General features: G+C 68.6%; 25 protein-coding genes and 1 pseudogene. 14 read left to right on the top strand and 12 right to left on the bottom strand.

What is annotated here, in order from left to right; genetic code table 11:
* Positions 1 to 17: 17 nt before the first annotated feature.
* On the bottom strand, positions 18 to 449 hold the full coding sequence (locus ACYVF6_RS03840) for an SRPBCC family protein (protein WP_460515773.1): 432 nt from the start codon (positions 447 to 449) through the stop codon (positions 18 to 20).
* Positions 450 to 597: 148 nt separating this feature from the next.
* Here ACYVF6_RS03840 and ACYVF6_RS03835 point away from each other — a divergent pair, with 148 nt between their 5' ends.
* Positions 598 to 1,821: a S8 family peptidase gene (locus ACYVF6_RS03835; RefSeq protein ID WP_460515771.1), complete on the top strand. Its 1,224-nt coding sequence runs from the start codon at positions 598 to 600 to the stop codon at positions 1,819 to 1,821.
* Positions 1,822 to 1,880: 59 nt separating this feature from the next.
* On the opposite strand, the gene ACYVF6_RS03830 is transcribed toward ACYVF6_RS03835, so the two are convergent.
* Complete coding sequence (locus ACYVF6_RS03830) at positions 1,881 to 2,375, bottom strand: Hsp20/alpha crystallin family protein (RefSeq protein ID WP_460515769.1); 495 nt, start codon at positions 2,373 to 2,375, stop codon at positions 1,881 to 1,883.
* Positions 2,376 to 2,497: 122 nt separating this feature from the next.
* On the opposite strand from ACYVF6_RS03830, the gene ACYVF6_RS03825 reads away from it, so the two are divergent.
* Both ACYVF6_RS03825 and ACYVF6_RS03820 read left to right on the top strand, forming a co-directional pair.
* On the top strand, positions 2,498 to 2,854 hold the full coding sequence (locus tag ACYVF6_RS03825) for a cytidine deaminase (protein WP_460515767.1): 357 nt from the start codon (positions 2,498 to 2,500) through the stop codon (positions 2,852 to 2,854).
* Positions 2,851 to 3,372 (top strand): DUF5956 family protein, encoded by a 522-nt coding sequence (locus ACYVF6_RS03820; RefSeq protein ID WP_460515765.1) that lies wholly within the window; start codon positions 2,851 to 2,853, stop codon positions 3,370 to 3,372. Before ACYVF6_RS03825 ends, ACYVF6_RS03820 begins: the two co-directional genes overlap by 4 nt.
* On the opposite strand, the gene era is transcribed toward ACYVF6_RS03820, so the two are convergent.
* Together era and ACYVF6_RS03810 are read right to left on the bottom strand one after the other, a co-directional pair.
* Positions 3,369 to 4,295: a GTPase Era gene (gene era / locus ACYVF6_RS03815; RefSeq protein WP_460515764.1), complete on the bottom strand. Its 927-nt coding sequence runs from the start codon at positions 4,293 to 4,295 to the stop codon at positions 3,369 to 3,371. The genes ACYVF6_RS03820 and era overlap by 4 nt on opposite strands.
* Positions 4,292 to 4,864 carry a CGNR zinc finger domain-containing protein gene (locus tag ACYVF6_RS03810; RefSeq protein ID WP_460515762.1) on the bottom strand — a complete coding sequence of 191 codons (573 nt, stop codon included), beginning with the start codon at positions 4,862 to 4,864 and terminating at the stop codon, positions 4,292 to 4,294. Before ACYVF6_RS03810 ends, era begins: the two co-directional genes overlap by 4 nt.
* Before the next feature lie 57 nt (positions 4,865 to 4,921).
* Between ACYVF6_RS03810 and ACYVF6_RS03805 the strand changes: the two genes are divergently transcribed.
* Entirely contained in the window at positions 4,922 to 5,767 is an 846-nt protein-coding gene (locus ACYVF6_RS03805) for an alpha/beta fold hydrolase (RefSeq protein WP_460515760.1), read from the top strand.
* A gap of 480 nt (positions 5,768 to 6,247) precedes the next feature.
* Here the strand turns inward: ACYVF6_RS03805 and ACYVF6_RS03800 are convergent.
* The 6 genes and pseudogenes from ACYVF6_RS03800 to ACYVF6_RS03775 form a co-directional block, all read right to left on the bottom strand.
* A pseudogene (locus ACYVF6_RS03800) lies at positions 6,248 to 7,057 on the bottom strand (transposase).
* A gap of 117 nt (positions 7,058 to 7,174) precedes the next feature.
* Positions 7,175 to 8,176 (bottom strand): GNAT family N-acetyltransferase, encoded by a 1,002-nt coding sequence (locus ACYVF6_RS03795; RefSeq protein WP_460515758.1) that lies wholly within the window; start codon positions 8,174 to 8,176, stop codon positions 7,175 to 7,177.
* Positions 8,177 to 8,278: 102 nt separating this feature from the next.
* Entirely contained in the window at positions 8,279 to 9,412 is a 1,134-nt protein-coding gene (locus tag ACYVF6_RS03790) for a GNAT family N-acetyltransferase (protein WP_460515756.1), read from the bottom strand.
* Positions 9,409 to 10,425 (bottom strand): GNAT family N-acetyltransferase, encoded by a 1,017-nt coding sequence (locus tag ACYVF6_RS03785; RefSeq protein ID WP_460515754.1) that lies wholly within the window; start codon positions 10,423 to 10,425, stop codon positions 9,409 to 9,411. The genes ACYVF6_RS03790 and ACYVF6_RS03785 overlap by 4 nt, the downstream gene beginning before the upstream one ends.
* Positions 10,422 to 11,468, bottom strand: a complete 1,047-nt coding sequence (locus tag ACYVF6_RS03780) for a GNAT family N-acetyltransferase (protein ID WP_460515752.1) — start codon at positions 11,466 to 11,468, stop codon at positions 10,422 to 10,424. Before ACYVF6_RS03780 ends, ACYVF6_RS03785 begins: the two co-directional genes overlap by 4 nt.
* A complete protein-coding gene (locus tag ACYVF6_RS03775; protein WP_460515750.1) occupies positions 11,465 to 12,472 on the bottom strand; it encodes a GNAT family N-acetyltransferase in 1,008 nt (335 codons plus the stop codon). The genes ACYVF6_RS03780 and ACYVF6_RS03775 overlap by 4 nt, the downstream gene beginning before the upstream one ends.
* A 330-nt stretch (positions 12,473 to 12,802) precedes the next feature.
* Here ACYVF6_RS03775 and leuA point away from each other — a divergent pair, with 330 nt between their 5' ends.
* Positions 12,803 to 14,491: a 2-isopropylmalate synthase gene (gene leuA, locus ACYVF6_RS03770; protein ID WP_460515748.1), complete on the top strand. Its 1,689-nt coding sequence runs from the start codon at positions 12,803 to 12,805 to the stop codon at positions 14,489 to 14,491.
* Positions 14,492 to 14,560: 69 nt separating this feature from the next.
* Entirely contained in the window at positions 14,561 to 15,901 is a 1,341-nt protein-coding gene (locus tag ACYVF6_RS03765; protein WP_460515746.1) for a sulfatase-like hydrolase/transferase, read from the top strand.
* Positions 15,902 to 16,002: 101 nt separating this feature from the next.
* On the opposite strand, the gene ACYVF6_RS03760 is transcribed toward ACYVF6_RS03765, so the two are convergent.
* Positions 16,003 to 18,093, bottom strand: a complete 2,091-nt coding sequence (locus ACYVF6_RS03760) for an ABC transporter substrate-binding protein (RefSeq protein ID WP_460515744.1) — start codon at positions 18,091 to 18,093, stop codon at positions 16,003 to 16,005.
* A gap of 197 nt (positions 18,094 to 18,290) precedes the next feature.
* Here ACYVF6_RS03760 and ACYVF6_RS03755 point away from each other — a divergent pair, with 197 nt between their 5' ends.
* The 3 genes from ACYVF6_RS03755 to ACYVF6_RS03745 are packed head-to-tail and all read left to right on the top strand — an operon-like array spanning position 18,291 to position 21,194.
* Entirely contained in the window at positions 18,291 to 19,304 is a 1,014-nt protein-coding gene (locus ACYVF6_RS03755; RefSeq protein WP_460515742.1) for a LacI family DNA-binding transcriptional regulator, read from the top strand.
* Between the two features lie 28 nt (positions 19,305 to 19,332).
* Positions 19,333 to 20,415, top strand: coding sequence for a Gfo/Idh/MocA family protein (locus tag ACYVF6_RS03750; protein WP_460515740.1), 1,083 nt, complete (start codon positions 19,333 to 19,335; stop codon positions 20,413 to 20,415).
* Positions 20,385 to 21,194 (top strand): N-acetyltransferase, encoded by an 810-nt coding sequence (locus ACYVF6_RS03745; RefSeq protein ID WP_460515739.1) that lies wholly within the window; start codon positions 20,385 to 20,387, stop codon positions 21,192 to 21,194. Before ACYVF6_RS03750 ends, ACYVF6_RS03745 begins: the two co-directional genes overlap by 31 nt.
* A gap of 17 nt (positions 21,195 to 21,211) precedes the next feature.
* Here the strand turns inward: ACYVF6_RS03745 and ACYVF6_RS03740 are convergent, their stop codons facing one another.
* Complete coding sequence (locus tag ACYVF6_RS03740; protein WP_460515737.1) at positions 21,212 to 21,514, bottom strand: Fe-S cluster assembly protein HesB; 303 nt, start codon at positions 21,512 to 21,514, stop codon at positions 21,212 to 21,214.
* Positions 21,515 to 21,876: 362 nt separating this feature from the next.
* Between ACYVF6_RS03740 and ACYVF6_RS03735 the strand changes: the two genes are divergently transcribed.
* From ACYVF6_RS03735 to ACYVF6_RS03715, 5 genes are all read left to right on the top strand, one after another.
* Positions 21,877 to 22,608, top strand: a complete 732-nt coding sequence (locus ACYVF6_RS03735; protein ID WP_460515736.1) for a lysostaphin resistance A-like protein — start codon at positions 21,877 to 21,879, stop codon at positions 22,606 to 22,608.
* 54 nt (positions 22,609 to 22,662) lie between these two features.
* Positions 22,663 to 23,460, top strand: a complete 798-nt coding sequence (recO, locus tag ACYVF6_RS03730) for a DNA repair protein RecO (RefSeq protein WP_460515734.1) — start codon at positions 22,663 to 22,665, stop codon at positions 23,458 to 23,460.
* Positions 23,432 to 24,220, top strand: coding sequence for an isoprenyl transferase (locus ACYVF6_RS03725; RefSeq protein ID WP_460515732.1), 789 nt, complete (start codon positions 23,432 to 23,434; stop codon positions 24,218 to 24,220). Before recO ends, ACYVF6_RS03725 begins: the two co-directional genes overlap by 29 nt.
* A gap of 88 nt (positions 24,221 to 24,308) precedes the next feature.
* Positions 24,309 to 24,761, top strand: a complete 453-nt coding sequence (locus ACYVF6_RS03720) for an SRPBCC family protein (RefSeq protein WP_460515730.1) — start codon at positions 24,309 to 24,311, stop codon at positions 24,759 to 24,761.
* Positions 24,758 to 25,108: an ArsR/SmtB family transcription factor gene (locus ACYVF6_RS03715; RefSeq protein WP_460515728.1), complete on the top strand. Its 351-nt coding sequence runs from the start codon at positions 24,758 to 24,760 to the stop codon at positions 25,106 to 25,108. Before ACYVF6_RS03720 ends, ACYVF6_RS03715 begins: the two co-directional genes overlap by 4 nt.
* Positions 25,109 to 25,130 lie beyond the last annotated feature (22 nt).

Genomic DNA, 25,130 nt, shown 5'->3' with positions numbered 1-25,130 from the left:
CAGAGCTCTCGGAAGTCTCAGAATCGCTCGCGGAGCGCGGTCAGCCCGGTGGCGAACACGCCGTCACCGAACGTCGTGACCAGTTCGGCCTCGATGTCGGCGTCGGCGTCGAAGTCGGCCCACCATTCGACGAACGTCTGGCCGGTATCGGTAACCGGCGTGAACCGGATCGTCGATGCGTACGAACGGACCGGGAACGGGCTCTCCACGAAGTTGTAGGTGTAGGAGCGGGCCACATCGTCCAGCTGGAGCAGGCGTTCGACGACGATGCCGCCGTCGGCCAACGTCAGCCGCCGGACGCAGCCAACCGTGTCGGAGGCCTTGCCCTCGAGGATCTCGCTGGCCTGGATCGTTGGATGCCACTCCGGGAGGTTGTCGAAGTCTCGTACGAACGACCACACCGTGTCGATGTCAGCCGGCACGACTGCGCTTGCGTATGCCCTTGCCATGGTCCGCCTTTCGGTCCGCTTACGGTCTCCATTCGTCCCGCAAGCCAACCTAAACGGTCCCTGGACGACGTGTGAAGACGTGTCTACCTTCGGTGAGTAGCCGGGTGCTTCCTCACGCCCACTCCCACGTACATGCGAAGGGAACGACATGACAAGAGTCGTTTCGACTCTGCGCGGACCGCGGCCACGCACCCTCGTGGCCGGCCTGGTGCTGGCCCTGATCACGACGGCCGGTGCGACCGGAATGGCCAGCGCGGCGTCTTCGGCACCCGAACGCGCGATCCGTTACGCGAGCAGCCCGACGGCCGTTTCCGGCAGCTATCTCGTCGTGCTGAAGGACAAGACATTGCCGGTGTCGGCGGTACGAAGCTCGGCGACCGACCTCGCCGGCCGGTTCGGCGGCGATGCGAAGGAGACCTGGTCCGGCGCGCTCAAGGGCTTCCACCTCACCGGAACCGCCACCCAGGCGAGGCGGGTCGCAGCCGATCCGAGAGTGGCGTACGTCGAGCAGGACCAGGTGTTCGGCATCGACACGACCCAGTCGAGCCCTCCGTGGGGCCTGGACCGGATCGACCAGCGCAACCGGCCACTCAGCGCGAGCTACACCTACACCGGGACGGCATCGAACGTCCGCGTCTACGTGATCGACACCGGGATCCGCTTCAGCCACAACCAGTTCGGCGGCAGGGCGACCAGCGGTTACGACGCGGTTGACGGCGGTTCCGCCGATGACTGCAACGGGCACGGCACACACGTCGCGGGGACGGTGGGTGGCTCGACGTACGGCGTGGCCAAGAGCGTCCGGCTGGTCGCGGTGCGCGTGCTGAACTGCTCCGGCAGCGGCACGACGACCGGCGTCGTCAACGGCATCAACTGGGTCGCGAACAACCGCGTCCTTCCGGCCGCGGCGAACATGAGCCTCGGCGGCGGTGCCAGCACGGCGATCGACAACGCGGTCACGAACGCCGTCAACAACCGGGGCGTCACGTTCGCGGTGGCGGCGGGCAACGAGACCACGAACGCGTGCAACCGCAGCCCGGCCCGCGTACCTGCGGCGATCACGACTGGTGCGACGAGCAACACCGACGCCAAGCCGTCGTGGTCCAACTACGGCAGCTGCCTCGATGTGTTCGCGCCTGGCGTGAGCGTGCTGTCGTCGTACTACACGAGCAACACCGCGTCGGCCACGCTGTCGGGCACCTCGATGGCCTCGCCGCACGTCGCGGGCGTGGCGGCGCTGGTGCTGGGCGCAAACCCGTCGTACACGCCGGCACAGGTCTCGTCCTGGATCGTCAGCAACGCGACGACCGGTGTGGTGACGAGCGCGGGCACCGGGTCCCCGAACCGCCTGCTCTACAAGGCGGGTCTCTAGGAACGAAGAAACGCCCGTCCGAGCGGGGCGGCTCGGGCGGGCGTTTCGCCTTCGGGGTGTCAGCTCTCCGGGTTGGCCTCGACGGCCGGGCGGCTCGAGCCGCTCAGGACCGGGATCTTCCGGGCTTCCACGGCCGGGCGGGCGGCGCCGCTGATCCGGACCTCGAGCAGGCCCTTGTCGTAGCTCGCGGTAACGGCGTCGGCCTTGACGTCGTCCGGCAGCGCGAACTCGCGCCGGAACGAGCCGTAGCGCAGCTCACGTACCGTCGTGCCGCCGTTCTCGGTGCTGGTGCGCTCTTCGCGCTTGCCCGAGATGGTCAGCCGGCCGGACGCCACCTCGACCTCGACGTCCTTCTCGACGTCGACGCCCGGGAGCTCGAGCGTGAGCACGGCGTCGTCGCCGTCCCGGGCGATGTCGACGGCGGGAACGTAGCTGCCCTGCGCGCGCCGGCCGGCGGCCGTACGTGCCGGCGTCCAGGTGCGGCGGAACAACTCGTCTACCTCGCGGTCGAGGCGAGCCAGAGTGCTGAACGGATCCCAAACTCTCAGTGCCATGACTGATTCCCTCCTCAACGTGTTGGTCAGGAACCGGCCCGGCGGGTCATCCCCGTCGATCGGTTTCTAGCACTCTCAACGCGAGAGTGCTAACGAACATTCCCGCTGGGAGACTGGTCCGCGTGAACGCAGGCAGCCAGAACCTCGATCCCGAAGACGCGAAGATCCTGACCTTGGCGCGCGCGACCAAGGCCCGCAACGGAGCGCCCGCGGGCGCTGCGGTGCGCGACACCAACGGCCGTACGTACGCCGGCACGTCGGTCGACCTGCCGTCGCTGCGACTGTCGGCCCTCCAGGTGGCGGTGGCGCTGGCGGTCTCGAGCGGCGCTGACGGGCTGGAGGCCGCCGCGGTCGTGACCGACGCGTCCGCGCTGGCGGCCGACGATGTGGCCGCGGTGAGCGATCTGGGTGGCGCCGGCATCCCAGTCTTCCGTGCCGGCGCCGACGGTCAGGTGGCCGAGACCGTCCGTACGTCGTGACGTCCGTCCGGCACGACTGGGGTCTCGGCGAGCCACCGCATCCGGTGGCCGGTGGCCATGCGGGCCGCTCGGAGCTGGAGCCTGCCGACCTGCCGGAGGTGCGGCAGCTCGTGGGGGAGGGCTGGGAGCTCGCGCCCGACGCGCCGATGTACGTCTTCCTGCCGGCTGTGTGGCCTGCGGAGCTGCGTACGTGGGTGCCGGACCGGTCGACGCGGTACGCCACCAACTGGCGCTCCAGTCCGTCCGACCCGGTGTCCAGGGTGCCGTGGGAGGAGGAGCTTCGCCGTGACCTGGAGGCCGGCGCCAACCGCGACCTGGAGCGGGTGGGCATCGCGCCCCGCCCGCCGGACAGGCTCTGGTTGCTGCGCCCGCCGGCCGGGTTCGCCAGGCTCGATGCGCTCCTGACCTACTTGGCGGTGGAGCAGGCGGAGCAGCGCGGCCTCGACCCGTCCTGTAACCCGGCGTTCGTCGGGTTCGTGGGCGACGAGCTGCGCAGGCTGGGCCCGGGCGTTTTCTAGAAGCCGAGCTTGCGCAGCTGCTTGGGGTCGCGCTGCCACTCCTTGGCGACCTTGACGTGCAGGTCGAGGTAGACCGGGGTGCCCAGCAGCCCTTCGATCTCCTTGCGCGCGTTGGTGCCCACCTGCTTCAGGCGCGCGCCGCGTGGCCCGATCACGATCGGCTTCTGGCTGGGACGTTCGATGTAGAGGTTGGCGTGGATGTCGAGCAGCGGGCGGTCGTCCGGGCGGCCCTCCCGCAGGCCCATCTCCTCGACGACCACGGCGATCGAGTGCGGCAGCTCGTCGCGGACGCCTTCGAGCGCGGCCTCCCGGATCAACTCCGCGACGAGTACCTCCTCGGGCTCGTCGGTGAGTTCGCCGTCCGGATAGAGCGCGGGCCCCTCCGGCAGCAGCGGGATCAGCAGGTCGGTGAGCAGCTCGATCTGCGTGCCGTCGACCGCCGACACCGGCACGATCTCGTTCCAGGTGACGCCGGCGGCCTCGCCGAGCTGCTGGACCTCGATCAGATGCTCGGCCAGCCGCTGCCTGTCCACCAGGTCGGTCTTGGTGACGATCGCGACCGAGGGCTTGCGGCGTACCTTCGCGATCTCGTTGACGAGGTAGCGGTCGCCGGGGCCGACCTTCTCGTTCGCGGGCAGGCAGACGCCCACGATGTCGACCTCGCTCAACGTCGTGAGCACCAGGGCGTTCAGCCGCTCGCCGAGCAGCGTGCGCGGTTTGTGCAGGCCAGGTGTGTCGACCAGGACGAGCTGGGCGTTCGGGCGGTGCACGATGCCACGCACCGTGTGCCGGGTGGTCTGCGGCCGCGACGAGGCGATCGCCACCTTCCGGCCGACGAGCGCGTTGGTCAACGTCGACTTGCCGGTGTTGGGCCGGCCGGCCAGGCACGCGAACCCGCTGCGACTGATCCTCGTTTCGCTCACGTGGCCGATCCTAAGGACTTGGTGCGGGCGTAGTGGAGGCGCGCCTTCTCCCGGTTGCCGCAGCGGGCCATCGAGCACCACTGGCGGTTGCGTGCGCGGGAGCGGTCGAGGAACCGCAGGCCGCAGGTGCCGGAGCCGCAGACCCGGACCAGTCGTACATCGTCGGAGACCAGCAGCTCGATCGCGTCGACGGCTACGCGCGCGAGCGCCTCCAGGGGGTCGGGGCTCTGCCGTTTACGCAGCTTCGCGTCGTCGCCGACCTCGAGCCGCGGCGTGGGGACGTGGCGGGCCCAGTCGTTGATCAGCTCGACGTCCTTTGGTTTCGGTGGCCTGTCGTAGACGACGGCCTGGATGGCGGCGTCGATCACCTCACGTAGCTGCCGGGCGCCGGCCAGCTCGGCTGGCGTGACCTCCGGGGGTTTGGTCGCGAGCAGGCCGGCCGAGGTCAGCCAGGTGGCGAGGTCTGCCGGCTCCCGGAGCATGTCGTACGGCTTCTGCTTGCGGTCGCGCAAGGTATTGATCAGGTCAAGGCTTGGGCGGCCGCCGTCCCAGACCCATTCGTATGTCACCGCCCCATGTTATCTTTCTAACTGTCTAAGACAGTTAGTTGGACGGAGGTTCTGATCATGGTCGAGTCGGGAGTCGCGCTGGTCGACGGACTGCGCATGCACTATCAGCGCGCGGGCGAGGGCCCGCCTGTCGTCCTGCTGCACGGCTGGCCGCAGACCAGCCACTGCTGGCGCCTGGTGCTGCCCGAGCTGGCGCGCACTCACACGGTGATCGCACCCGATCTGCGCGGCTACGGCCGCACCGACAAGCCACTGACCGGCTACGACAAACGCACTATGGCCGGCGACGTGTCGGAGCTGCTCCGTGTCCTGGGGTTCGGCTCGGCCGCGGTCGTCGGCCACGATCGCGGCGCCCGGGTCGCCCACCGCTGGGCACTCGACCGTCCGGAAGAGGTGGAGCGACTAGCCGTCCTCGACATCATCCCGACCCGCGAGATGTGGCGCCAGGACGTCGTGCGCGCGGCGGGCTACTGGCACTGGCTGTTCCACTTACAGCCCGACTTACCCGAGCTGCTTGCCGGCCGCGACGTGGGTGCGTACCTGGGCTACTTCTTCGAGCACTGGACGTACAACCGCCACGGCCTGCCGGCGGATGCGGTTGCCGAATACGTCCGCGCCTTCTCCGTGCCAGGCGCCCTTCGAGCCGGGTTCTCCGACTACCGCGCCTCCTTTCCCGACGACGCCACCCACGACGACACCGACTTCGAAGCCGGCCGCCGCCTATCCATGCCGGTGCTGGCCCTCTGGGGCGCAGCCGGCCTGGCCCAAGCCCACGACGTCCTCAAAACCTGGAGCGCCTACGCCACCACCCTCCACGGCCGCGCGATCGAGGAATGCGGTCACTTCATCGCCGAAGAGAACCCGCAAGCCCTCCTCCGCGAACTCCACCCGTTCCTGAACTAGCCGCAGCCACCGCCCCACGCACACCCGCGAGCCGCTGACCGCCGCCGCACCAACCCCACGCACCCAAACGAGCGCGTGAGGGCCGCACCAACACCACCGCACGCCCGCGACCGGGAGGAGGAGAACCACCACCGCCAGACCCACACAGATGACAGCGCCACGCGTGCCGACCGGCTCCAGGAGACCTCAAGCCCGCCATCCGCACACCGCTGGTCCCCAGGTCCGCCACCTGTCCGACACGCCTGTCCGTCGACGTCACGGCTCGACACGGCTCGGCCTCCGGCGCCGCCACGTCATCGACGCAGCCGCGCCAAGCTCTCCCGCACGTGATTGACCCGTCGGACTGCCGACAGCAATCGGCGTTCCGACCACAGGGTCGCGGGCTGGCGGGAGCCACGCCGCTGGCGGCGGAAGTCGCGCTGCTACTCACCTGCACGCCCGGGACTGTCCGATTAACGGTGGATCCGGTCTTGGTGTCGGTTAGTTGGCGCTTGGGGTGATGCGGCCTTTGAAGGTGATGGCGGAGGGGTTGAGCGCTGGTTTCCACCTCATCGCCCGTCGTGCCCTGTCCCGGCCGGTTGGGTCTGGTGATCGGGTGATGAGGTAGAGACTCTTCAGGGCGGCTTGCTCGGTTGGGAAGTGCCCTCGGGCTCGAACAGCCCGCCGGTAGCGGGCGTTGAGGGACTCCACAGCGTTGGTAGAGCAGATGACGCGGCGGATCTCCACGTCGTAGTCCAGGAACGGCACGAACTCACTCCAGGCGTTCTCCCATAGCCGGATGATCGCCGGGTACTGGCCGCCCCACTTATCGGCGAACTCACCGAACTTGGAGACCTTGGCGGCGTAGACGTCGTCGAAGTGGGCCGCGATCTCACCGCTGGTCAGGCCCTTGGCCCGACCGTCTACGGCACCGACAGCACGATCTCATCCCCACCCGACAGCCGGCGTTGCCGTTTACCCACGATCTGCGGGTCGAAGCTGGAGTCGGTGTCACGTGGCACCTCGATCTCCACCGGCCCAGATCCCAGCCAGCATCGGTCAGCACCGTCTTGGTCCGGGTGCCGTTACGGGAGTTGCCGCCGTTGCGGCCGGCTGCCTCGTGCTTGCCGTAGCCCAGGTGCTCGGTCATCTCCGCATCCAGCGCGGTCTCCAGGACCTGCTTGGCCAACCGGCTCAGCAGCCCACCCGGCCCCACCAGATCGACCCTGCTCCTTTGGCCTGCGCCAGCAACCGCTCCGCCAGCTGCTGCTGATCCACCTCATCCGCCACAGGCTCCAGAGTTTCGGCCATGATCGATCCTTCCCGCCAAGCCAAGCTCGGCGTGTCGACCAAGACCAGATCCACCGTTGTTCAGACACGCCCGCGCACACGCGGGCGGCCGGGCTCCGGGGCCAGGGCGTTCTGCGGCTAGGACGGCAGCTGCTGTTGCCAGGCCACGTAGCGGGCGACGACGTTGTAGCCGAGCTGATCGTTGATCCGGATCATGTGGTAGTTCGACTCGGCGTTGTTGGTGTCGAGGTAGCGCACCTTCGGCAGCTCGTCCACGATCCACTCGATCATCGAGGCCTTGAGGAGCAACCCCAGCCGGTGGCCGCGGTGGGCGGCGAGGACGCTGGTGTTGTGCTGCCCCGCCCACTCTGGGCGTTCCGGGTCGTACGCCACCACCGTGTGGCCCGCGAGCTCCCCGTCGGACACGCGCTGGGCGACCAGTTGGTAGAGCGTCGCGCCGAGGGCGGATTGCGAACGCTCGTAGACGCGGACGCGTTCCGTGTCGATCGCTGTGGGCTCGATGTCGAGGTCGCCGGTCGGCGCGTCGTTGATCGCGGCGTACATGACGGTGTACGCGTCGATCAGGTCGTCGGGTACGGGCCCGACGATGCGGAGCAGCCGGTAGTCGGACGCGGCCGCCTCAGCCGACTCGCGCAGCGAGCGAACCTGCGCCAGGTCGACCGTACTGAGGTCCTGCCGGCGGTGAACGTCGGCGGACACCGGGCTGAAGCCGAGGGCGGAGGCGAAGCCGTTGCCCGCGGCGATGTCGAGGGCGTGGGCGGTCAGCAACCGGCGCCCGGACGACGCGGCCAGCGCGCGGCCGTGCTCGAACAGCCGTCGACCGTGGCCGGAGCGCCGGTACGAAGGGTGGATCACGACACCGATCCGGGCCAGGTGCCGGTTCTGCTTGTCTGGCTGGTTCAGTACGAGCCGGCCGATCAAGGTGCCGCCGGACCGCTCCCGAAGCAGCCAGTACCGCGACGGATCCCCGTGCCACGGGTGCCGGATCCCGGCGACGAGGTAGTGGAGCGGCAGCGGCGGATTCCACGGCGAGTCGACCGCGCCCGCCGCGTTGCCGAGGTCCAGCAACTCGGCGAGCGCCGCGTCATCGGATGGGTCGAGTTCCACCAACTCCGTCATGCAAAGCCCCTTCTGCCAAAGGTGAGCTACCGCGCGACCACGCGGCAGCCGAGCTGTGCGTCGATCCGGATCATATGGTGGTTGGCCCAGCCGCTGTCGAGGTTATGACAGTTCCTGCTGCCAGTTCAGATAGCGGCGAACGATGCGATACCCGAGCTGCTCGTTGATGCCGATCATGTGCGCGTTCGACTCGGCGTTCCAGGTGTCGACGTACCGCAGCTTCGGCTCGGCCTCGGCCACCCACTCCAGCATCGACGCCTTCAGCAGCAGCCCGAGCCGGTGCCCGCGATGCTCCTTCAGCACCGACGTGTCGTACTGGTCGCCCCACTCCGGACGCTCCCGGTCGATCGCGAGGATCGTGTGCCCGGCCAGCTCACCGTCGGAGATGCGCTGGGCGATCAGCCGGTACAGCCTCCGGCCCCAGCCGGCCTGCGCCCGCTCGAACGAACGGATCCGGTCGGCGTTGTAGACGTGGTCCTCGACGTCCATGTCGTCTGTCGGCGCATCGTTGATCGCGGCGGTGAGTACGGCCACGGCATCGAGCAGCTCAGCGGGTACCGGCCCGTCGATCCGCAGCAGGCGGTAGCCGGCGGCGGCCTCGGCGGCGTGTTTACGCAGCGACGCCACCAGCTCGTGGTCGACCTCACCGAGGTCCTGCCGGCGCTGGATCTCCGAGCCACCACGCTGGAACCCGAACCTCTCGGCGAACGCGATCGGCCCCGGCGCGTCGACGGTCTCGGCGGTGAGCAGTCGCCGCCCAGACTCCCGAGCGAGCCGCAACGCCTGCTCGTACAGCCGGGTGCCGAGCCCCTGCCGCCGATGCTCGGGATGCACCAGCACGTCGACGCCGTTCAGGTGGAGGTTTTCCCGCCCAGGCTGGAAGAGCTTGAACCTGCCGACCAGCTTGCCGTTCCCGTCGCGGTAGAGCCATTGTGTGGCCGGCTCGCCGTCCCACCCGTGCCGGATCACGCCGGCCAACTGCTCGAACAACGCCGGCGGCTCCTCCGGCTCGTCCACGGCGAGCGCCGCGTTGGTGAGCTCGAGTACGTCAGCGATCGCTCGATCATCCGACGGATCAAGCTTCGCCAGCCCGCCCAACACAGAGACCCCAGCGACCCCAGCGACACTGGCGGCCACACCGGGCGCTGCGGCCTCGGCCGCGCCGGCGGTTTCAGCGAGCGCGGCCGGCTCGGCGGAGCCGGCCGCCCCAGCTCCCGTTGCTTCCGTGCCGGTCACGCGAGCTCCTTCTCCCAGACGATCCCGCGCGAGGCGATGCGGTAGCCCAGCTGTTCGTTGATGCTGATCATGTAGTTGTTCGACTCGGCGTTACCTGTGTCGACGTGCCGTACCTCGGGCTCCGCCTCGGCCAGCCACTTCAGCATCTCGGCCTTGAGCAGCAGCCCGAGCCGATGCCCGCGGTGCGCCGCCACGACCGAGGTGTCGTGCTGGTCGGCCCACTCGGGACGGTCCCTGGGCACCGCGATGGCCGTGTTGCCGGCCAGCTCACCGTCGGACTTGCGCTGCGCGATCAGCCGGTACAACGTCTGGTTGCACGCGGCCTGCGCGTTCTCGTACGCCCGTACCCGCGCGGCGTCGATCACGTCGTCGTCCACGTCCATGTCGTCGGTGGGGGCGTCGTTGATCGCCGAGGCCATCACTGCCACCTGGTCGACCAGGTCGTCCGGCACGCTGCCGACGAAGCGCAGCAGCCGATAGTCGGACGCGGCCTCGATCGCCCGCTGGCGCAGCGACTCCACGAGGTCCCAGTCGACGTCCTCGAAGTTCTGCCGGCGGTGTACGAACACCGCGACCTGCCGGAAGCCGTGCTTCTCCGCGAAGGCCATGCTGTGCGCAGCGTCGTGGCTCCAGGCGCCCAGCAACCGCCGGCCGCTCTGGCGAGCCAGCTCCAGCCCGGCCTCGTACAGCCTGGTGCCGATCCCGTTGCCCCGCTGGTCCGGGCGGACGAGTACGCCGAGCCCGAACCGGTGGAGGTTCTCCCGCTCGGGCAGGTTTACCTCCAGCGAGCCGATCACCGCGCCGCTGTCGTCGCGGAGGAGCCAGCGGTCGCTGGTCTCGCCGTCCCAGCCGTGGCGGATCGAGCCGGCCAGGTGGCTGAGCATCGGCTCCGGGCCCCAGGGCCAGTCGACCGGCTGTACGGCCAGATGCATGGCATGCAGGTCCGCGATCGCCTGATCGTCGGATGGGTCGAGCTTGGTGAGCCCTGACAGGGCCGCTTCGGTGTGGGTCATGAGAGATCCTTCTGCCAGCCGAGATACCGGCCGGCGATGCGGTAGCCCAGGCGTTCGTTGATGCCGATCATGTGACTGTTGGACTCGGCGTTCCAGGTGTCGATCGCGAGCAGCTGCGGCTCGGTCTCGTCGAGCCAGCGCACCATCGCGGCCTTCAGCAGCAGGCCGAGCTTGTGGCCGCGGTGCTCCTTGAGTACGGACGTGTCGTACTGGCCGCCCCACTCGGACTGCTCCGGGTGAACGCCGACCATCGTGTGGCCGGCGAGCGCGCCGTCGGAGCGGCGCCGGGCGATCAGCCGGTAGACCCGGTTGGCCCAGCCGGCCTGCGCCTGGTCGAACGCGCGGATCCGCTCGGCGTCGTAGACGTGATCTTCCACGTCCATGTCGTCGTTCGGCGCGTCGTTGATCGCGGCGGTCATGACGGCGACCGCGTCGATCAGGTGCTCCGGCGTCGGGCCGACGATCTTGAGCAGCTCGTAGCCGGCAGCGGCCTCAGCGGCCTCGTCGTACAGCGCGTCGACCAGCTCGCGATCGAGCGTGCCGAGGTCCTGCCGGCGCTGGATCTCGACGGACGCACGGGTGAAGCCGAGCCGCTCGGCGAACGCGACCGGCCCCGGCGCGTCGACCGTGTCGGTCCCGACCACCCGCCTACCGGACTCGCGGAGCAGCCCCAGACCGTACTCGAGAAGCCGGCGGCCATGCCCGTGGCGCCGGTGATCGGGGTGGACGAGCACACCGATGCCGGCGCGGTGCAGGTTGTCGCGCATCGGCAGGTGGATCCGCAGCTCGCCGATCAACGTGCCGGAGCCGTCCTCGCGAAGGAGCCAGCGGTCGGCGGGTTCACCGTCCCAGCCGTGGCGGACGGCGCCTGCCAGTTGCCCCGGCACCCATCCGGGCTGCCACGGCTCGTCGACGGCTTCGGCCGTGTTGTAGAGCCGCACCAGCTCGGCGATCGCCTGGTCGTCGGACGAGTCGAGCCTGGTGAGGCCCGCGATCCCGGTCTGCTCGGTCAGCTCCGCCCCGCTCGGCTGGGAACCAGTCATTCGATCTTCCTCTGCCAGCCCAGGCCGCGGTTGACGATCCGATACCCGAGCTGTTCGTTGATCTTGATCATGAAGTTGTTCGACTCCGCGTTGCCGGTGTCGATGTAGCGCACCTTCGGCTCGTACTCGTTGAGCCAGCGCATCATCTCCGCCTTCAACAGCATTCCCAGCCGATGCCCGCGATGCGTCGCGACGACCGAGGTGTCGTGCTGTTCGGCCCACTCCAGGCGTTCGGGGTTGACCGCGACCACGCTGTTGCCGGCCAGTTCGCCGTCGGAGACGCGCTGCGCGATCAGCCGGTAGAGCTTGAGCCCCCGGGCCGTCATGGCGTCCTCGTACGCGCGGATCCGCGCGGCATCGATCACGTCGTCGTCGATCTCGGCTTCGTCGGTGGGGGCGTCGTTGATCGCCGACGCCATCACGGCCACGTCGTCGAGCATGTCGTCGGGTACGCGGCCCACGAAACGCAGCACGCGATAGTCCGAAGCGGCCGAGACCGCCTGCTGACGCAGCACCTCGACCTGCTCCCAGTCGACCTCGGCGAGGTCCTGGCGGCGGTGCACGCCGACGTAGACCCGGCGATACCCGAACGTCTCCGCGAACCCGATCGGCCCGGCCGCGTCGACGGTCCAGGCGTCCAGCAGCCGCCGCCCACTCGCGCGGGCCAGCTCGAGCCCGGCCTCGTGCAGCCGGGTGCCCAGCCCTTTCCGCCGGTGGTCCGGACGAACGGCCACGCCGATGTCAGCGAGGTGGTGGTTCTCCCGCTGCGGCAGCTGGAAGTACAGGACGCCGATCACGGCGCCGTCACCGTTGCGGAACAACCAGCGGTCGCCCGTCTCGCCGTCCCAGCCGTACCGGAGGTCGCCGGTCAGGTCGCTGAGCAGGGGACTGGGGTTCCACGGCCGGTCGACCGGCTCTGTCGCCAGCTGAAACTGGTGCAGGTCGGCGACGGCCTCGTCGTCGTACGGGTCGAGCTTGGTCAGCTCGCTGCTAAGCGTGGTCACGGGACCTAGCGTGGGCTTCCAGACCCCGTCACGCAACGGAATTTCGCCTGGTCGGATCGGGCCCGGACCGCCCCTGAACGCGCCTGAATGAGCGGACTTGTCCGGTTCTCGCAGACCCCCTGGCGCGAGCGGCCTGGCTAACAACGTGTTAGTCTCAGCGACGATGCGGTACGTGGGACTTCTTCTTCGCTGCCGCGGCGGGGCCTAGGTCAGGCCGGGCTCCTCGCCGCGGAGCTGCTCGACGCCCCGGCCAGGCTCTGATTCTTCCGGGCCAAGCCAAACTTTCCGCGAAGGAACCCCGTCATGTTCAATCATCAGCGTCCGAGCAACATGCCTTTCTCCCGGTACAAATCGTTCCCGCCTGTCGAGTTGCCGGATCGCACCTGGCCGAACGCCAGGATCACCGTCGCCCCGCGCTGGCTGTCGACCGACCTGCGCGACGGCAACCAGGCTCTGATCGACCCGATGAGCCCCGCCCGTAAGCGGCGGATGTTCGAGCTGCTGGTCAAGATGGGCTACAAGGAGATCGAGGTCGGCTTTCCCTCGGCCTCCCAGACCGACTTCGACTTCGTACGCGAAGTGATCGAGGAAGGCCTCGTACCCGAGGACGTGACGATCTCCGTCCTGACCCAGGCCCGCGAGGAGCTGATCGAGCGCACCGCGCAGTCGCTGGTGGGCGCCGCCCGCGCCAACATCCATCTGTACAACGCGACCGCGCCGCTGTTCCGCCGCGTGGTGTTCGGCGTCGACCGCGAAGAATGCAAGGCGATCGCGACGACGGGCACCGAGCACGTGATGAAGTACGCCGAGCAGTACCTCGGCGATGTCAACTTCGGCTATCAGTACTCGCCGGAGATCTTCACCGCCACCGAGCTGGAGTTCGCGGTCGAGGTTTGCGAGGCCGTGATGGACGTCTGGCAGCCGACGCCTGACCGCGAGATCATCCTGAACCTGCCGGCGACTGTCGAGATGTCGACGCCGAACGTCTACGCCGACCAGATCGAGTGGTTCTCCCGCCAGATCTCCCGCCGCGACTCGGTGGCGATCTCGCTGCACCCGCACAACGACCGCGGCACGGCGGTCGCCGCGACCGAGCTGGCGCTGATGGCCGGCGCGGACCGGGTCGAGGGCTGCCTGTTCGGCCACGGCGAGCGCACCGGCAACGTCGACCTGGTGACGCTGGGCATGAACCTCTTCAGCCAGGGGATCGACCCGCAGATCGACTTCTCCGACATCGACGAGATCCGCCGCACAGTGGAGTACTGCACGCAGCTGCCGGTGCCGCCGCGCCAGCCGTACGCCGGCGATCTGGTCTACACCGCGTTCTCCGGCTCGCACCAGGACGCGATCAAGAAGGGCCTGGAGGCGCTGGAGCGTTCGGCCGCGGAGGCCGGCGTGCCGGTGGACGACTACGCCTGGGAGGCGCCGTACCTGCCGATCGACCCGAAGGACGTCGGTCGTTCGTACGAAGCGGTGATCCGGGTCAACTCGCAGTCCGGAAAGGGGGGCGTGGCGTACGTCATGAAGGCCGAGCACCACCTCGACCTGCCGCGCCGGCTGCAGATCGAGTTCTCGCGCGTGGTGCAGGCGCACACCGACGAGTCCGGTGGCGAGGTCTCGCCGGACACGATCTGGCAGATCTTCAACGACGAGTACCTCTCGCAGGAGGGCCCGCTCGCGCTGAACTCCGTGCACACGTCGAGCACCCAGGGCCAGCACGACGCGTTGACGGTGAACATCTACGACCGGGGCATCCGGCAGACGCTCACCGGCGAGGGCAACGGCCCGATCGCGGCCTTCGTGAACGCGATCCAGGGCCAGGGCTACAACATCAAGTTCCTCGACTACGCCGAACACGCGCTCAGTTCAGGCGGCGACGCCACCGCGGCCGCCTATGTCGAGTGCGAAGCGGGCGACGACGTCTTCTGGGGCGTCGGCATCGACGCGAACATCGTCAGCGCCTCCCTGAAGGCCATCATCTCGGCGATCAACCGGTCCGCCCGGCACGCCGCCTCCTGACCTCGTCGAGCTGTTGGAGGTATCTCGGTCCAGAGGCCGAGATACCTCCAACAGGTAGGGTCGGACGGCATGCCGAGTAGACCGAATGTGCTTGTCCTGATGGCCGACGACCACCGCCACGATCTGTTCGGGGTGGCGGGTGCGGAGCTGCTTCGTACGCCGGCCTTCGATTCGCTCGCGGGTCGCGGTACGCGCTATCTGCGGGCGCATTGTCAAGGTGGCATGACGGGCGCGATCTGCGCACCCAGCCGGGCGATTCTCATGACCGGCGTGGAGTTGTTCGGCGCCACCGCGAGCACTGTGCCAGGTGAGCCCGGCGTTCACGAGATCAATCCTGCGTTGACGACGATGCCGGAGGCGTTCGGGAAGGCCGGCTACCGAACGTACGGCATCGGCAAGTGGCACAACGGGCGCGCGGCGTACGCGCGCTCGTTCACAGGCGGCGCGAAGGTCTTCTTCGGCGGCATGAGCGACCACGACGCGGTGCCGGTGCACGACTACGACCCGACGGGGGAGTACCCCGACGACGCGAGCTATCCCGCCGACGGTTTTTCGACCGACGTGTTCGCCGACGCGACGATCGACTTCCTGCGGTCGCGGACAGACGCCGGCGACGAGCCGTTCTTCTGCTACACCGCGTTCACCGCACCGCACGACCCGAGGACGCCGCCGGAGACCTACACGTACGACCCGGCCGACGTCGAGCTGCCGCCGAACTTCCTCGCCGAGCATCCCTTCGACAACGGCGACCTGCACGCGCGGGACGAGGAGCTCGCCGCCCACCCGCGGACGCCGGACGAGGTACGGCAGCACATCGCCGACTACAACGGGATGATCACCCACCTCGACCACGGCGTCGGGCGCATCCTCGAGGCGCTGGCGGACGCAGGTCTCGCCGACAACACCATCGTCGTCTACACGGGCGACCACGGGCTGGCGGTCGGGCAGCATGGGCTGATGGGCAAGCAGAACCTCTACGACCACAGCGTCCGGATCCCGCTCATGGTCGCCGGCCCGGGCGTGCCGTCGGGTGCTACGGAGGAACGGCTGGCCGGGCAGGCGGACATCTTCCCGATGCTCGCGGACCTGTGCGGAGTAGAGCGTCCGCCGGTGCCCGCCGAACTGGCGCCGATCGCCGGCGGGCGGGACGGTGGTTCACGAACTCACGTACACGCGGCCTACCTCGACGTGCAGCGGATGGTCTCGACCGGCCGCCACAAGCTGATCCGCTACCACCGTTCACGCGACCGAGGCACCGACCACCTGCAGCTCTTCGACCTCGAGCAGGACCCGTGGGAGCAGCACAACCTCGCCGACGACCCGTCGTACGCCGAGATCCGCGCCGCCCTCGAAGCAGAACTGACCGCCTGGCAGCGGAAGCAGCACGATCCACTGGCGGGGCGGGAATAGCTCGGCAAGCCGCCACACCGGGCCCAGCCTCGCGTTGACATCGCAGCCCGAGCCGGCCCGCTGTGGCGGCTCCACCGAGCCGCCACAGCGGGCCTTGACGATCAGGCCCAGAACCAGCTCTCCGGGTCGTACGCCGCAGGCGTCGGGTGGTGCCAGTCGTTCACCAGGCCACCGTTGCCCGTCTGTTCCTTGGTCGGGATGTTGCGCAGGCCCTCCTTGACGAGCTCGACCCGCGGGTAGTTGGCCACGGAGCCGATGAAGAACGGGCCTTCCTCGATGTGGACCTTCAGCATCTCCCAGATCAGCGCGTCCCGCTTCAGCGCGTCCGTCTCCACCCGGACGCGACCGGCCAGCGACCACAGGCGCTCGACCGGGCCGCCCTTTTCGGGCTCCATGCGTGGCGGTGTCCGCTTGTACGGGTCGACGTCCAGCTGCTTCTTCTCGTCCGGCGTGCCGCGCAAGGAGTAGAACTGCCCCTGCAGCGGCGCCCACCGGCTGGGCTCCATCGGCATCAGCCACAGCATGTCGGCTGCGACCGTGACCGTGCTGACCTCCCACGCGGTCTTGCTCATCACGCGGCCCTGGTTCCACTGGTCGTCGAAACCCGAGGCGGGGACGGGGTTGAGCCGGGTGTCGAGGCCGATCGCGTCCCAGTTCTTCTTCAGCAGCTGGTTCTTCTGCAGGTGCTCACCGCTGGCGTCCTCGTCGGACGGATAGTCGAGCGAGATGACGAGCTTGGTGCCGTCCGGCATCTCCCGCTTGCCGTCACCGTTCTTGTCGACGACGCCGAGCTCGTCGAGCATCTTCTTCGCGAGCTCCGGATCGTACTTGACGAACGAGTCCCGCCACTTCTTGTACATCGACGGGCCCTCACCGCGGGTGAGCTCGAGCGTCTTCGGCCCGTACCCACCGGTCGTGAGCTCGCCGGCGTTGAAGTAGATGCCCTTGCGCACGTCCTCGCGGTTGAACGCGTGCGACAGCGCCTGCCGGAACTTCGGCTCGCGGATCAGCTTGCGCATCTTCGGCTCGTTGTAGTCCTGGCTGAAGAAGAACATCGAGCCGGTGCCGGATCCGCTGTCCCACATGATCATCTGGTACTTGTTCTTGGCGGCTTCGCGACGCAGCGGCGCGACATCGGCCAGCGACACGCCGTAGAACGGGCCGTGCACGTAGTCGTAGTCGCCGTTGTGAATCTTCAGCCGGCGCGTCTCCGGCTGCGCGACCACCTCGAACGTCAGCATGTCGATGTACGGCAACTGGTTGCCCTGCTTGTCGACGACCCAGTAGTAAGGGTTGCGCTTCCAGGTCATCGAGCGACCCTCGTCGTACGTCGCGACCTGCCAGCCGTTCATCGTCGGCACCTTGGTGTTGCGGGTGTGGTCCCGCATCGAGTCGAACTTGGTCGTCCAGTCCTTCGGCACCTTCTTGTTGTACTTCGGGTGGAACTGCTGCATGTAGTGCTTGGGTTCCATCCACGTCGCGTCGATGCCGCGCTTGACCCAGTTCGCCAGCATCTCCGGCACCATCGGGCTCGGGGCGTCGAACTTCATCACGATCGTGGTGTCGTCCGGGGCGCTGAACTTCGCGATCGTGCCCGTACCCGAGCGCGCGACGTCCGGGATGCCTTCGGCGTACTCCTCGTTGAGGACCATGTCCTCCCACCAGAACATCACGTCCGCGGTGGTCCACGGCTGACCGTCCGACCACTTCAGGCCCTTGCGGAAATGCAACGTCCACGTGGTGCTGTCGGCGTCGGACTCCCAGCTCTCCACCAGTCCGGGCGCGATGTCCTTGCCGTCGTTGATCCAGCGCAGCGGCGAGTGGCCGTAGAAGTACTCCTTCGGCGAGTACGTCATGTCGTCGCTGCACGGCAGGTTCAGCTCCCCGCCGTACTTGCCCGGCTGCAGCCAGCGGTGCGGTACGACGTACGGCTGCTGCGGCAGGCGCTCGGCAACGGCTGGAAGCTTGCCGGCCTTGACCTGTGCGGTCAGGTCGGGAGCCTCGCCGAACTTCTTCGGTACGGGAAGTGGCTTGGTCTCAGAACCCTTGCCTGCCGGATTCGCCTTCGGCTTCGGGCCGTTGCTGCCCGTCTTGCTCTCGTCAGGGGAGCACGCCTGTAGGACGAGTGCGCCTGCTGCGAGAGCGGCTCCACCGAGCAGTGCGCGGCGGGACGGACGAGCCGATGTGCTCATGGCGTCTCCAAAGCGTTTCGCGGTTTGTCGATTCGATTCGACGGCGTAACCTTGGCGAAAACATAGGCCGTCGGCTGGCCAGGCTGTCAATATCTTCGACCAACAGGGGTATCTCGCGTCCGGCTTCGGCCATCGCTCTGGCCATCGGATGCCGATTTCAATCGAATAGATTCGACGGCTGAAGGAGGTGGTGGCCCGTGGCAACTATCGCGGACGTGGCCCGGCGAGCGGGCGTGGCACCGAGCACGGTGTCGTACGTCCTGAGCAACCGCCGCAGCATCTCCGAGTCCACCCGGCGAGCCGTCGAACAGGCGATCGAGGACCTCGGTTACCACCCGCACGCCGGCGCCCGGGCCTTGCGCGGCGCGCGGACGCGCGTGCTGGCGCTGTCCGGTCCTGACGTCTCCGGTCCGTACCAAGCCGGCGCCGGCCGCTTCGTGCACCACATCGCGCAGGCCGCCCACACCCACGACCACGACCTGCTGCTGCTCACCGGCGAGGAGAGCCTCCAGGGCCTGCGCCGGGTCGCCGGGAGCCGGCTGGCCGACGGCGCGGTGCTGATGTCGGTCCTCACCGACGACCCGCGGATCGAGGTTCTGCGCGAGCTGCGCTTCCCGGCGGCGCTGATCGGCAAGCCGCGCGACCCGCATGGCCTGCCCTGGTGCGACTTCGACTTCGAGGAGGCGGCCGCGACGGCCGTACGCGAGCTGGCGCGGGCCGGTCACCAGACGATCGCGTTCCTCGCCTCGTCGGACGCGGAGTTCCGCGACGGCCTCAACTACGCGCCGCGTGCGGTCGCCGGAGCCAGGGCTGCGGCCCGGGCGGGCGGGATCCGGCTGTCGGTCGTACGCTCGTCGAACTCACATCAGACGTTGGTGAAACGGGTCCGGGCCCTGCTCGACGCCGATCCGGCACCGACCGCGCTCGTCACGCACTATCACTCGCCGTTGCTGCTGAGCATCCTGCGCGAGGCGGGATACGACGTGCCGGCCGACATCTCGGTCGTCATGGTCGCCAACGTACCTGACATCGCGGGCGAGATTCCCCTTGCCCGCTTGGAACTTCCGGTCGAACAGATGACGGCGACCGCCGTCGACCTGGCGATCGGAGCCGTCGAAGGCACCGTCGCCACGACCGGCAGAGTCTCCGAACACCGGTTGATCCCGGTCCGGCTGACGCGTGGACGCAGCATCGCGCCGCCGCGTAGCTGAACAAAGGCGACAGGAGAGGGTTTTCACGATGGCCGACGGCAAACAGACCTTGCGCGCGATCGTTGTCGGCGCGGGCGGCATGGGCCAGGGCTGGCTGCGCAACGTACACAAGTTCGACGAGGTCGAGCTGGCCGGTGTCGTCGACATCGACGTGGCCAGAGCCAAGCAGTCGTTGGAGAAGCTCGGCCTGCCGGACGTTCCGGTCGCCGACAACCTGACCGCGCTCGCTGCCCAGGCCGGCGCCGACTTCGTTGTGGACGTGACGATTCCCGAAGCGCACCACCCGGTGACGTTGCAGGCGTTCGAGCTCGGCCTTCCGGTGATCGGTGAGAAGCCGCTGGCGGCGACGCTGGCCGAGGCGCTGGAGCTGGCGGCGGCGTCCGAGGCGTACGGCAAGCTGTTCATGGTCAGCCAGAGCCGCCGCTACAACGAGAAGCTGTTCGCGTTCCGCGACCAGATCCGCGGCCTCGGCCGGCTGGGCATCCTCAGCGCGACGTTCTTCAAAGCGCCACACTTCGGTGGGTTCCGCGACGCGATGGCGCATCCGCTCGTACTCGACATGGCGATCCACCAGTTCGACGCGGCCCGCTTCCTCACCGACGCCGAGCCGGTCGCGGTCTACTGCGAGGAGTACAACCCGGCCTGGAGCTGGTACGACGGTGATGCCGCGGCGAGCGCGCTGTTCGAGATGACCGACGGGATCCGCTTCAACTTCAACGGCAGCTGGTGCAGCGAGGGCCTCGAGACCTCCTGGGACTCCGAGTGGCGAGCCAGCTGCGAACGTGGAACGGCGTTGTGGAGCGGCGACGAGCTGCCGACGTCGAGCGAGCCGGTGGAGGGCTCGACCCAGCCGGCGGCCGGTGGGATCGGCGGCTCGCTGCGGGAGTTCGTCCACGCGCTGCGCACCGGCGAGCATCCGATGGGGGAGGCCCACGACAACGTGATGAGCCTCGCGATGGTGCACGCCGCGATCGAGTCTTCGCTTACACGGCAACGGGTTCGCTTCGCCGACATCCTGGAGCGAGCGCACACCGAAGCCCTGGAACGTACGACCGGCGCCGTGCACGACGCGCTGAGCGCGTGGAACTCACTTGCGCCACCTGGCAGGTGACCTGCAAGCTTGCCGCCGTGGGCGACCTGACGATTACGACGGTGGCCGAACGTCCGGACTACATCCACCGGACGTACGAGCTGGACGACTCGTGGCCTGAGTTCATGGGCCACGACAAGCTGGCCAACGCGTTGTTCAACCAGGTGCCCGACGTGTTCGCCGACTACTGCGTCGTCGCTACCGAGGCGGGGGGCCGGCTGGTCGCGCGCGGCCGGGCGATTCCGTTCAGCACCGAGCCGCCGGGCCGGGAGCTCTATCCCGACGGCGGCTGGGACTCAGTGCTGCTGTGGGGTTTCGCCGATCACAGGGCCGGGCGGAAGCCCAATGCCGTAAGCGCGTTGGAGATCGCGATCGATGTCGCGTACACAGGTCGCGGGCTGTCGTATCAGATCCTGGCGGCGCTTCGGGACGCTGCGAGGAGGCAAGGGCACGACGCGCTGGTCGCGCCGGTACGGCCGAACGCCAAGCACCTGAAGCCACAGCAGCCGATGACCGACTACCTCATGGAGCTACGTGACGACGGCCTGCCGGTGGATCCGTGGCTGCGCGTACACGCCCGTGCGGGCGGGCGGGTCGTACAGGTGGCGCCGGCCTCGATGGTGATGGCGGGCTCACTCGACCAGTGGAGAACCTGGACGGGCCTGCCGTTCGACCGGACCGGCGATGTCGTGGTGCCCGAGGCGCTGGTGCCCGTACGCTGCGATGTCGCTCACGACTACGCGGTGTACGTCGAGCCGAACGTCTGGGTGCACCACGACCTCACCGGCTCGGCCGGCTGAAGCCGGCTGGAAGTGGCTCAGGCCTGCGGCGGAACGTCGTTCTGCGCGGCCAGGAAGAACTGGGCGCCGCCCTGGTCGTCGACGTCGGCGTCGAGCACCATGTCGTTGAGCAGCGTGTGGGCGGTGGGCTCGAGAAATACTCGGGCGCCGTGATCCTCCATCACCTGGTCACCGTCGGTGGGCGTGGCAGCGACAGCCAGGTTCAGGCTGTTCATGTCGTCGCTGTCTGCCGAGATCCGCAGGCCGGAGCCGTTGGGTACCTCGGGCCGGTCGGTGATCGAGGTGATGACGAGGGCAGCATTGTTGGTCAACGTCAGCACGATAGAAGCACTCTTCCTTGCGTATTGGACTACCCCGGCGAACCGATCCGCCGGAGTCTGGAGCCCAGGCCAAATCCTGGAAAGACCCTGGGAAATGGAGGAACAACCCCTGCCTGAGGCCGAACCACTGTTGTAGGTGGGTTCGGTGGGTGGTGGTAAATCACTCCCTGGCGCTGGGCGGGCAGATGCCTGAAAGCTCGCAACCGGGTACCTCGGCCGAGCTCACGTCCCACCATTACCGGTTTGGCCGGATCAGTCAACCGGCCGCCGCGGCGTGGCGGGCCGTCAGTGGAGTGCATGTGCCCCCGTCTCCGGCGGTCAAACCGAGGATCTTCCAGGTCCGCCGGGCACAATGGGTGGCGATGACGACGCAGCCGTACGAGCCGTACCCGCCCGCTCCACAGGAAGCGGCGGCCCGCGAGGCCGGGCTACCGCCCGTACGCTGGGGCCTTCTGCACGCGGTCGGCTCGCTGGCCGGCTTCGCGGTGGCCTCGTTCGGTGTGTCGTTCCTGCTGATCTTTGCCGGCGCCGACCCCGTGGTGGCCAGCGTCGGTGCCACGCTCGTCGGCTGGATCTCGCTGGCCGGCTGGCCGATCCTGGTGTCGCGGAAGCTCGGCAACGGTGTGCGTTCCGACCTCGCGCTGAGGTTCCAGTGGGTCGACATCGGCTACGGCCTGCTCGCGGCGTTCGTCGTGATCTGCGCGGCTGTGATCTTCGTCGTGCTCTACCAGGCGATCACCGGCGAGATGCCGACGTCCTCGCTCGGCAACGTCGCGGAGAACTCCACGGCGGCCTGGCAGGTCGTCGCGCTGATCGTGCTCGCGCTGGGCGCGCCGTTCGTGGAGGAGCTGCACTTTCGCGGTATGTGGTGGTCAGCGCTCAGCCGGCGTGGGCTGGCCGACTGGCTGGTGCTGGTGATCACGTCGGCGTTGTTCGCGCTGGTCCACCTCGAGCCGACCCGGTTCCTGATCCTGCTCGCCGCCGGCCTGGCGGCGGGTTTCGTCCGGATGATCACCGGACGCCTCGGCCCGTCGATCGCGACCCACTTCCTCATCAACGCGATCGCGAGCATCGGGCTGCTCGCGTTGCTGTAGGCGCGACCGGGGTTGCTGCCGGGTTTTCCGTGGACGCTGAGGGACAATGAGCCGGTGAGCCTGTACGTCGACGAGGCCGTTGTGCTGCGTACGCACAAACTGGGGGAGGCCGACCGCATCATCAGCCTGCTGACCCGGCACCACGGCCGGATCCGCGCGGTCGCGAAGGGTGTGCGCCGCACCAGCTCGCGGTTCGGTGCGCGGCTGGAGCCCTGCGGCTACGTCACGGTGCAGCTGGCCAAGGGCCGCTCGCTCGACGTGATCACCCAGGTCGAGACGCGGGAGCCGTACGGTCAGAAGATCGGCAGCGACTACGTCACCTACACCACGGCCACCGTGATGCTCGAGACCGCCGAACGGCTGGTCGCCGAGGAGCACGAGCCGGCCACTCAGCACTTCCTGCTGCTGGTCGGCGCGTTGCGGGCGCTCGTCCACCAGACGCACGAACCAGGGCTGATCCTCGACTCGTACCTCCTGCGCTCGCTGGCGATCGCCGGTTACGCACCGTCGTTCGACGCGTGCGCACGCTGCGGGGTCGCCGGGCCGCACAGCGCGTTCGCGCCGGCAGCGGGCGGCATGATCTGCGGCGACTGCCGACCGGCCGGCGTGGCGATGCCGGGACAGCCCACCGTCGAGCTGCTGTCCGCGCTGCTGACCGGCGACTGGCCGGTCGCCGACGGGAGCGAGACCCGCGCTCGGCGGGAGGCGACCGGGCTGGTGTCGGCGTACCTGCACTGGCATCTGGAACGTGGCCTGCGCTCGCTGCCGCACCTGGATCGCGGCGACCGGCCACCTGCCCAGTCGCGGGGGCCGATCGACGAAGATGAGCACTATGAGCCCTCGCCGCCGTGAGTACGTAACGCCGTTCTCGCATCCGTCCGGTGCGCGTCCGCCGGACCTGCCGAAGGAACTCGTGCCACGCCACATCGCGCTGATCATGGACGGCGACGGGCGGTGGGCCAAGGCCCGCGGGCTGCCGCGGACAGAAGGGCACAAGCGCGGGGAGTTCTCGCTGTTCGACGTGATCGCCGGTGCGATCGAGATCGGCGTGGAGTGCCTGTCGGCGTACGCCTTCTCGACGGAGAACTGGTCGCGTTCGGCCGACGAGGTCCGCTTCCTGATGGGCTTCAACCGCGACGTCATCCACCGCCGCCGCGACGAACTGGACGCCTGGGGCGTACGGATCCGCTGGGCCGGCCGGCGACCGCGGCTGTGGAAGAGCGTGATCTCCGAGCTGGAGGAGGCCGAGCGCCGTACGGTCGGCAACGACAAGATCACCTTGCAGTTCTGCGTCAACTACGGCGGCCGTTCCGAGATCGCCGACGCCGCGGCCGCGATCGCGCGCGAGGTGGCGGCCGGGCGGCTGAAGCCGGAGCGGGTCAACGAGAAGACGTTCGCGCGTCACCTCTACAACCCCGACCTGCCAGACGTCGACCTGCTGATCCGCTCGTCGGGAGAGCAACGCACCTCCAACTTCCTGCCGTGGCAGCTGGCGTACGCCGAAATGGTCTTCATGGACCGCCTCTTCCCCGACTTCGACCGCCGCGACCTCTGGGAAGCGATCGAGACCTACGCCAAGCGCGACCGCCGTTTCGGCGGCGCCAAGCCGTAGCCGGTCTATGTGCAACTCTGGGGTTGCGCTTGCCTGGGTCGATGTGCAACTATGTAGTTGCACGTTAATCCAGGGCTGAGGAGCTCTCATGAACATGGATCGGATCGAACGCGACACGTTGATCGCGGCATCGGTGGACCGGGTCTGGTCGCTGGTGACCCAGCCCGGGTTCTGGGCGGCCGACGAGGCTTCCGCTTCCCTGCCGGGCGCGGTGGCCAGGGAAGGCGAGTCGGTGGTGGTGAAGCACGCCGAGCACGGCGAGTTCCCGGTACGGGTGGAGAAGGTGGAGCCGCCGACGTACGTCGCCTACCGCTGGACCAGTGCGTTTCCGGGGCAGGACCTGCGCGAGGACAACAGCACGCTGGTGGAGTTCACGTTGACTGCCGAGGGCGACAAGACGCGGCTGCACGTCGTGGAGAGCGGGTTCGAGGCCCTCGACACGTCCGACGACAACCGCCGCAACGTGATCAGGGACCACACCGGCGGCTGGCCCCAGTGTCTCGACGCGGTCAAGGCACGCGCCCAACAGCTGCCGGCATGAGCGGCGAACCTCGTGGCGCCGGCGAGGCGGTCGACCAGGTCCTCGCGGCACTGGCCGACCCGACCCGGCGCAAGGTGCTCGACCTGCTCGCCGCGCAGGGTGAGGCCACGGCGACGACGCTGGCCGAACGACTGCCCGTCTCGCGACAGGCAGTGGTCAAGCACCTCGCCGTACTCGACGCTGCCGGGCTCGCGACCGTGAGCCGGGTCGGACGCGAGGCACGGTACGCCGTCCGGCCCGCGGCGCTCGACGCGACGGCCCGGTGGATGGCCGCGCTCGCGGCCGACTGGGATCGGCGGCTGGCGCGGATCAAACGCTTCGCCGAAGCCGCTGAACGAGATTCCTGAACCTTTACTCGGAGGGATACAG

It is taken from the genome of Flindersiella endophytica, from assembly GCF_054779015.1.
The sequence above is the reverse complement of the archived record's forward strand: the minus strand, read 5'-3'. Positions and strand labels throughout refer to the sequence as shown.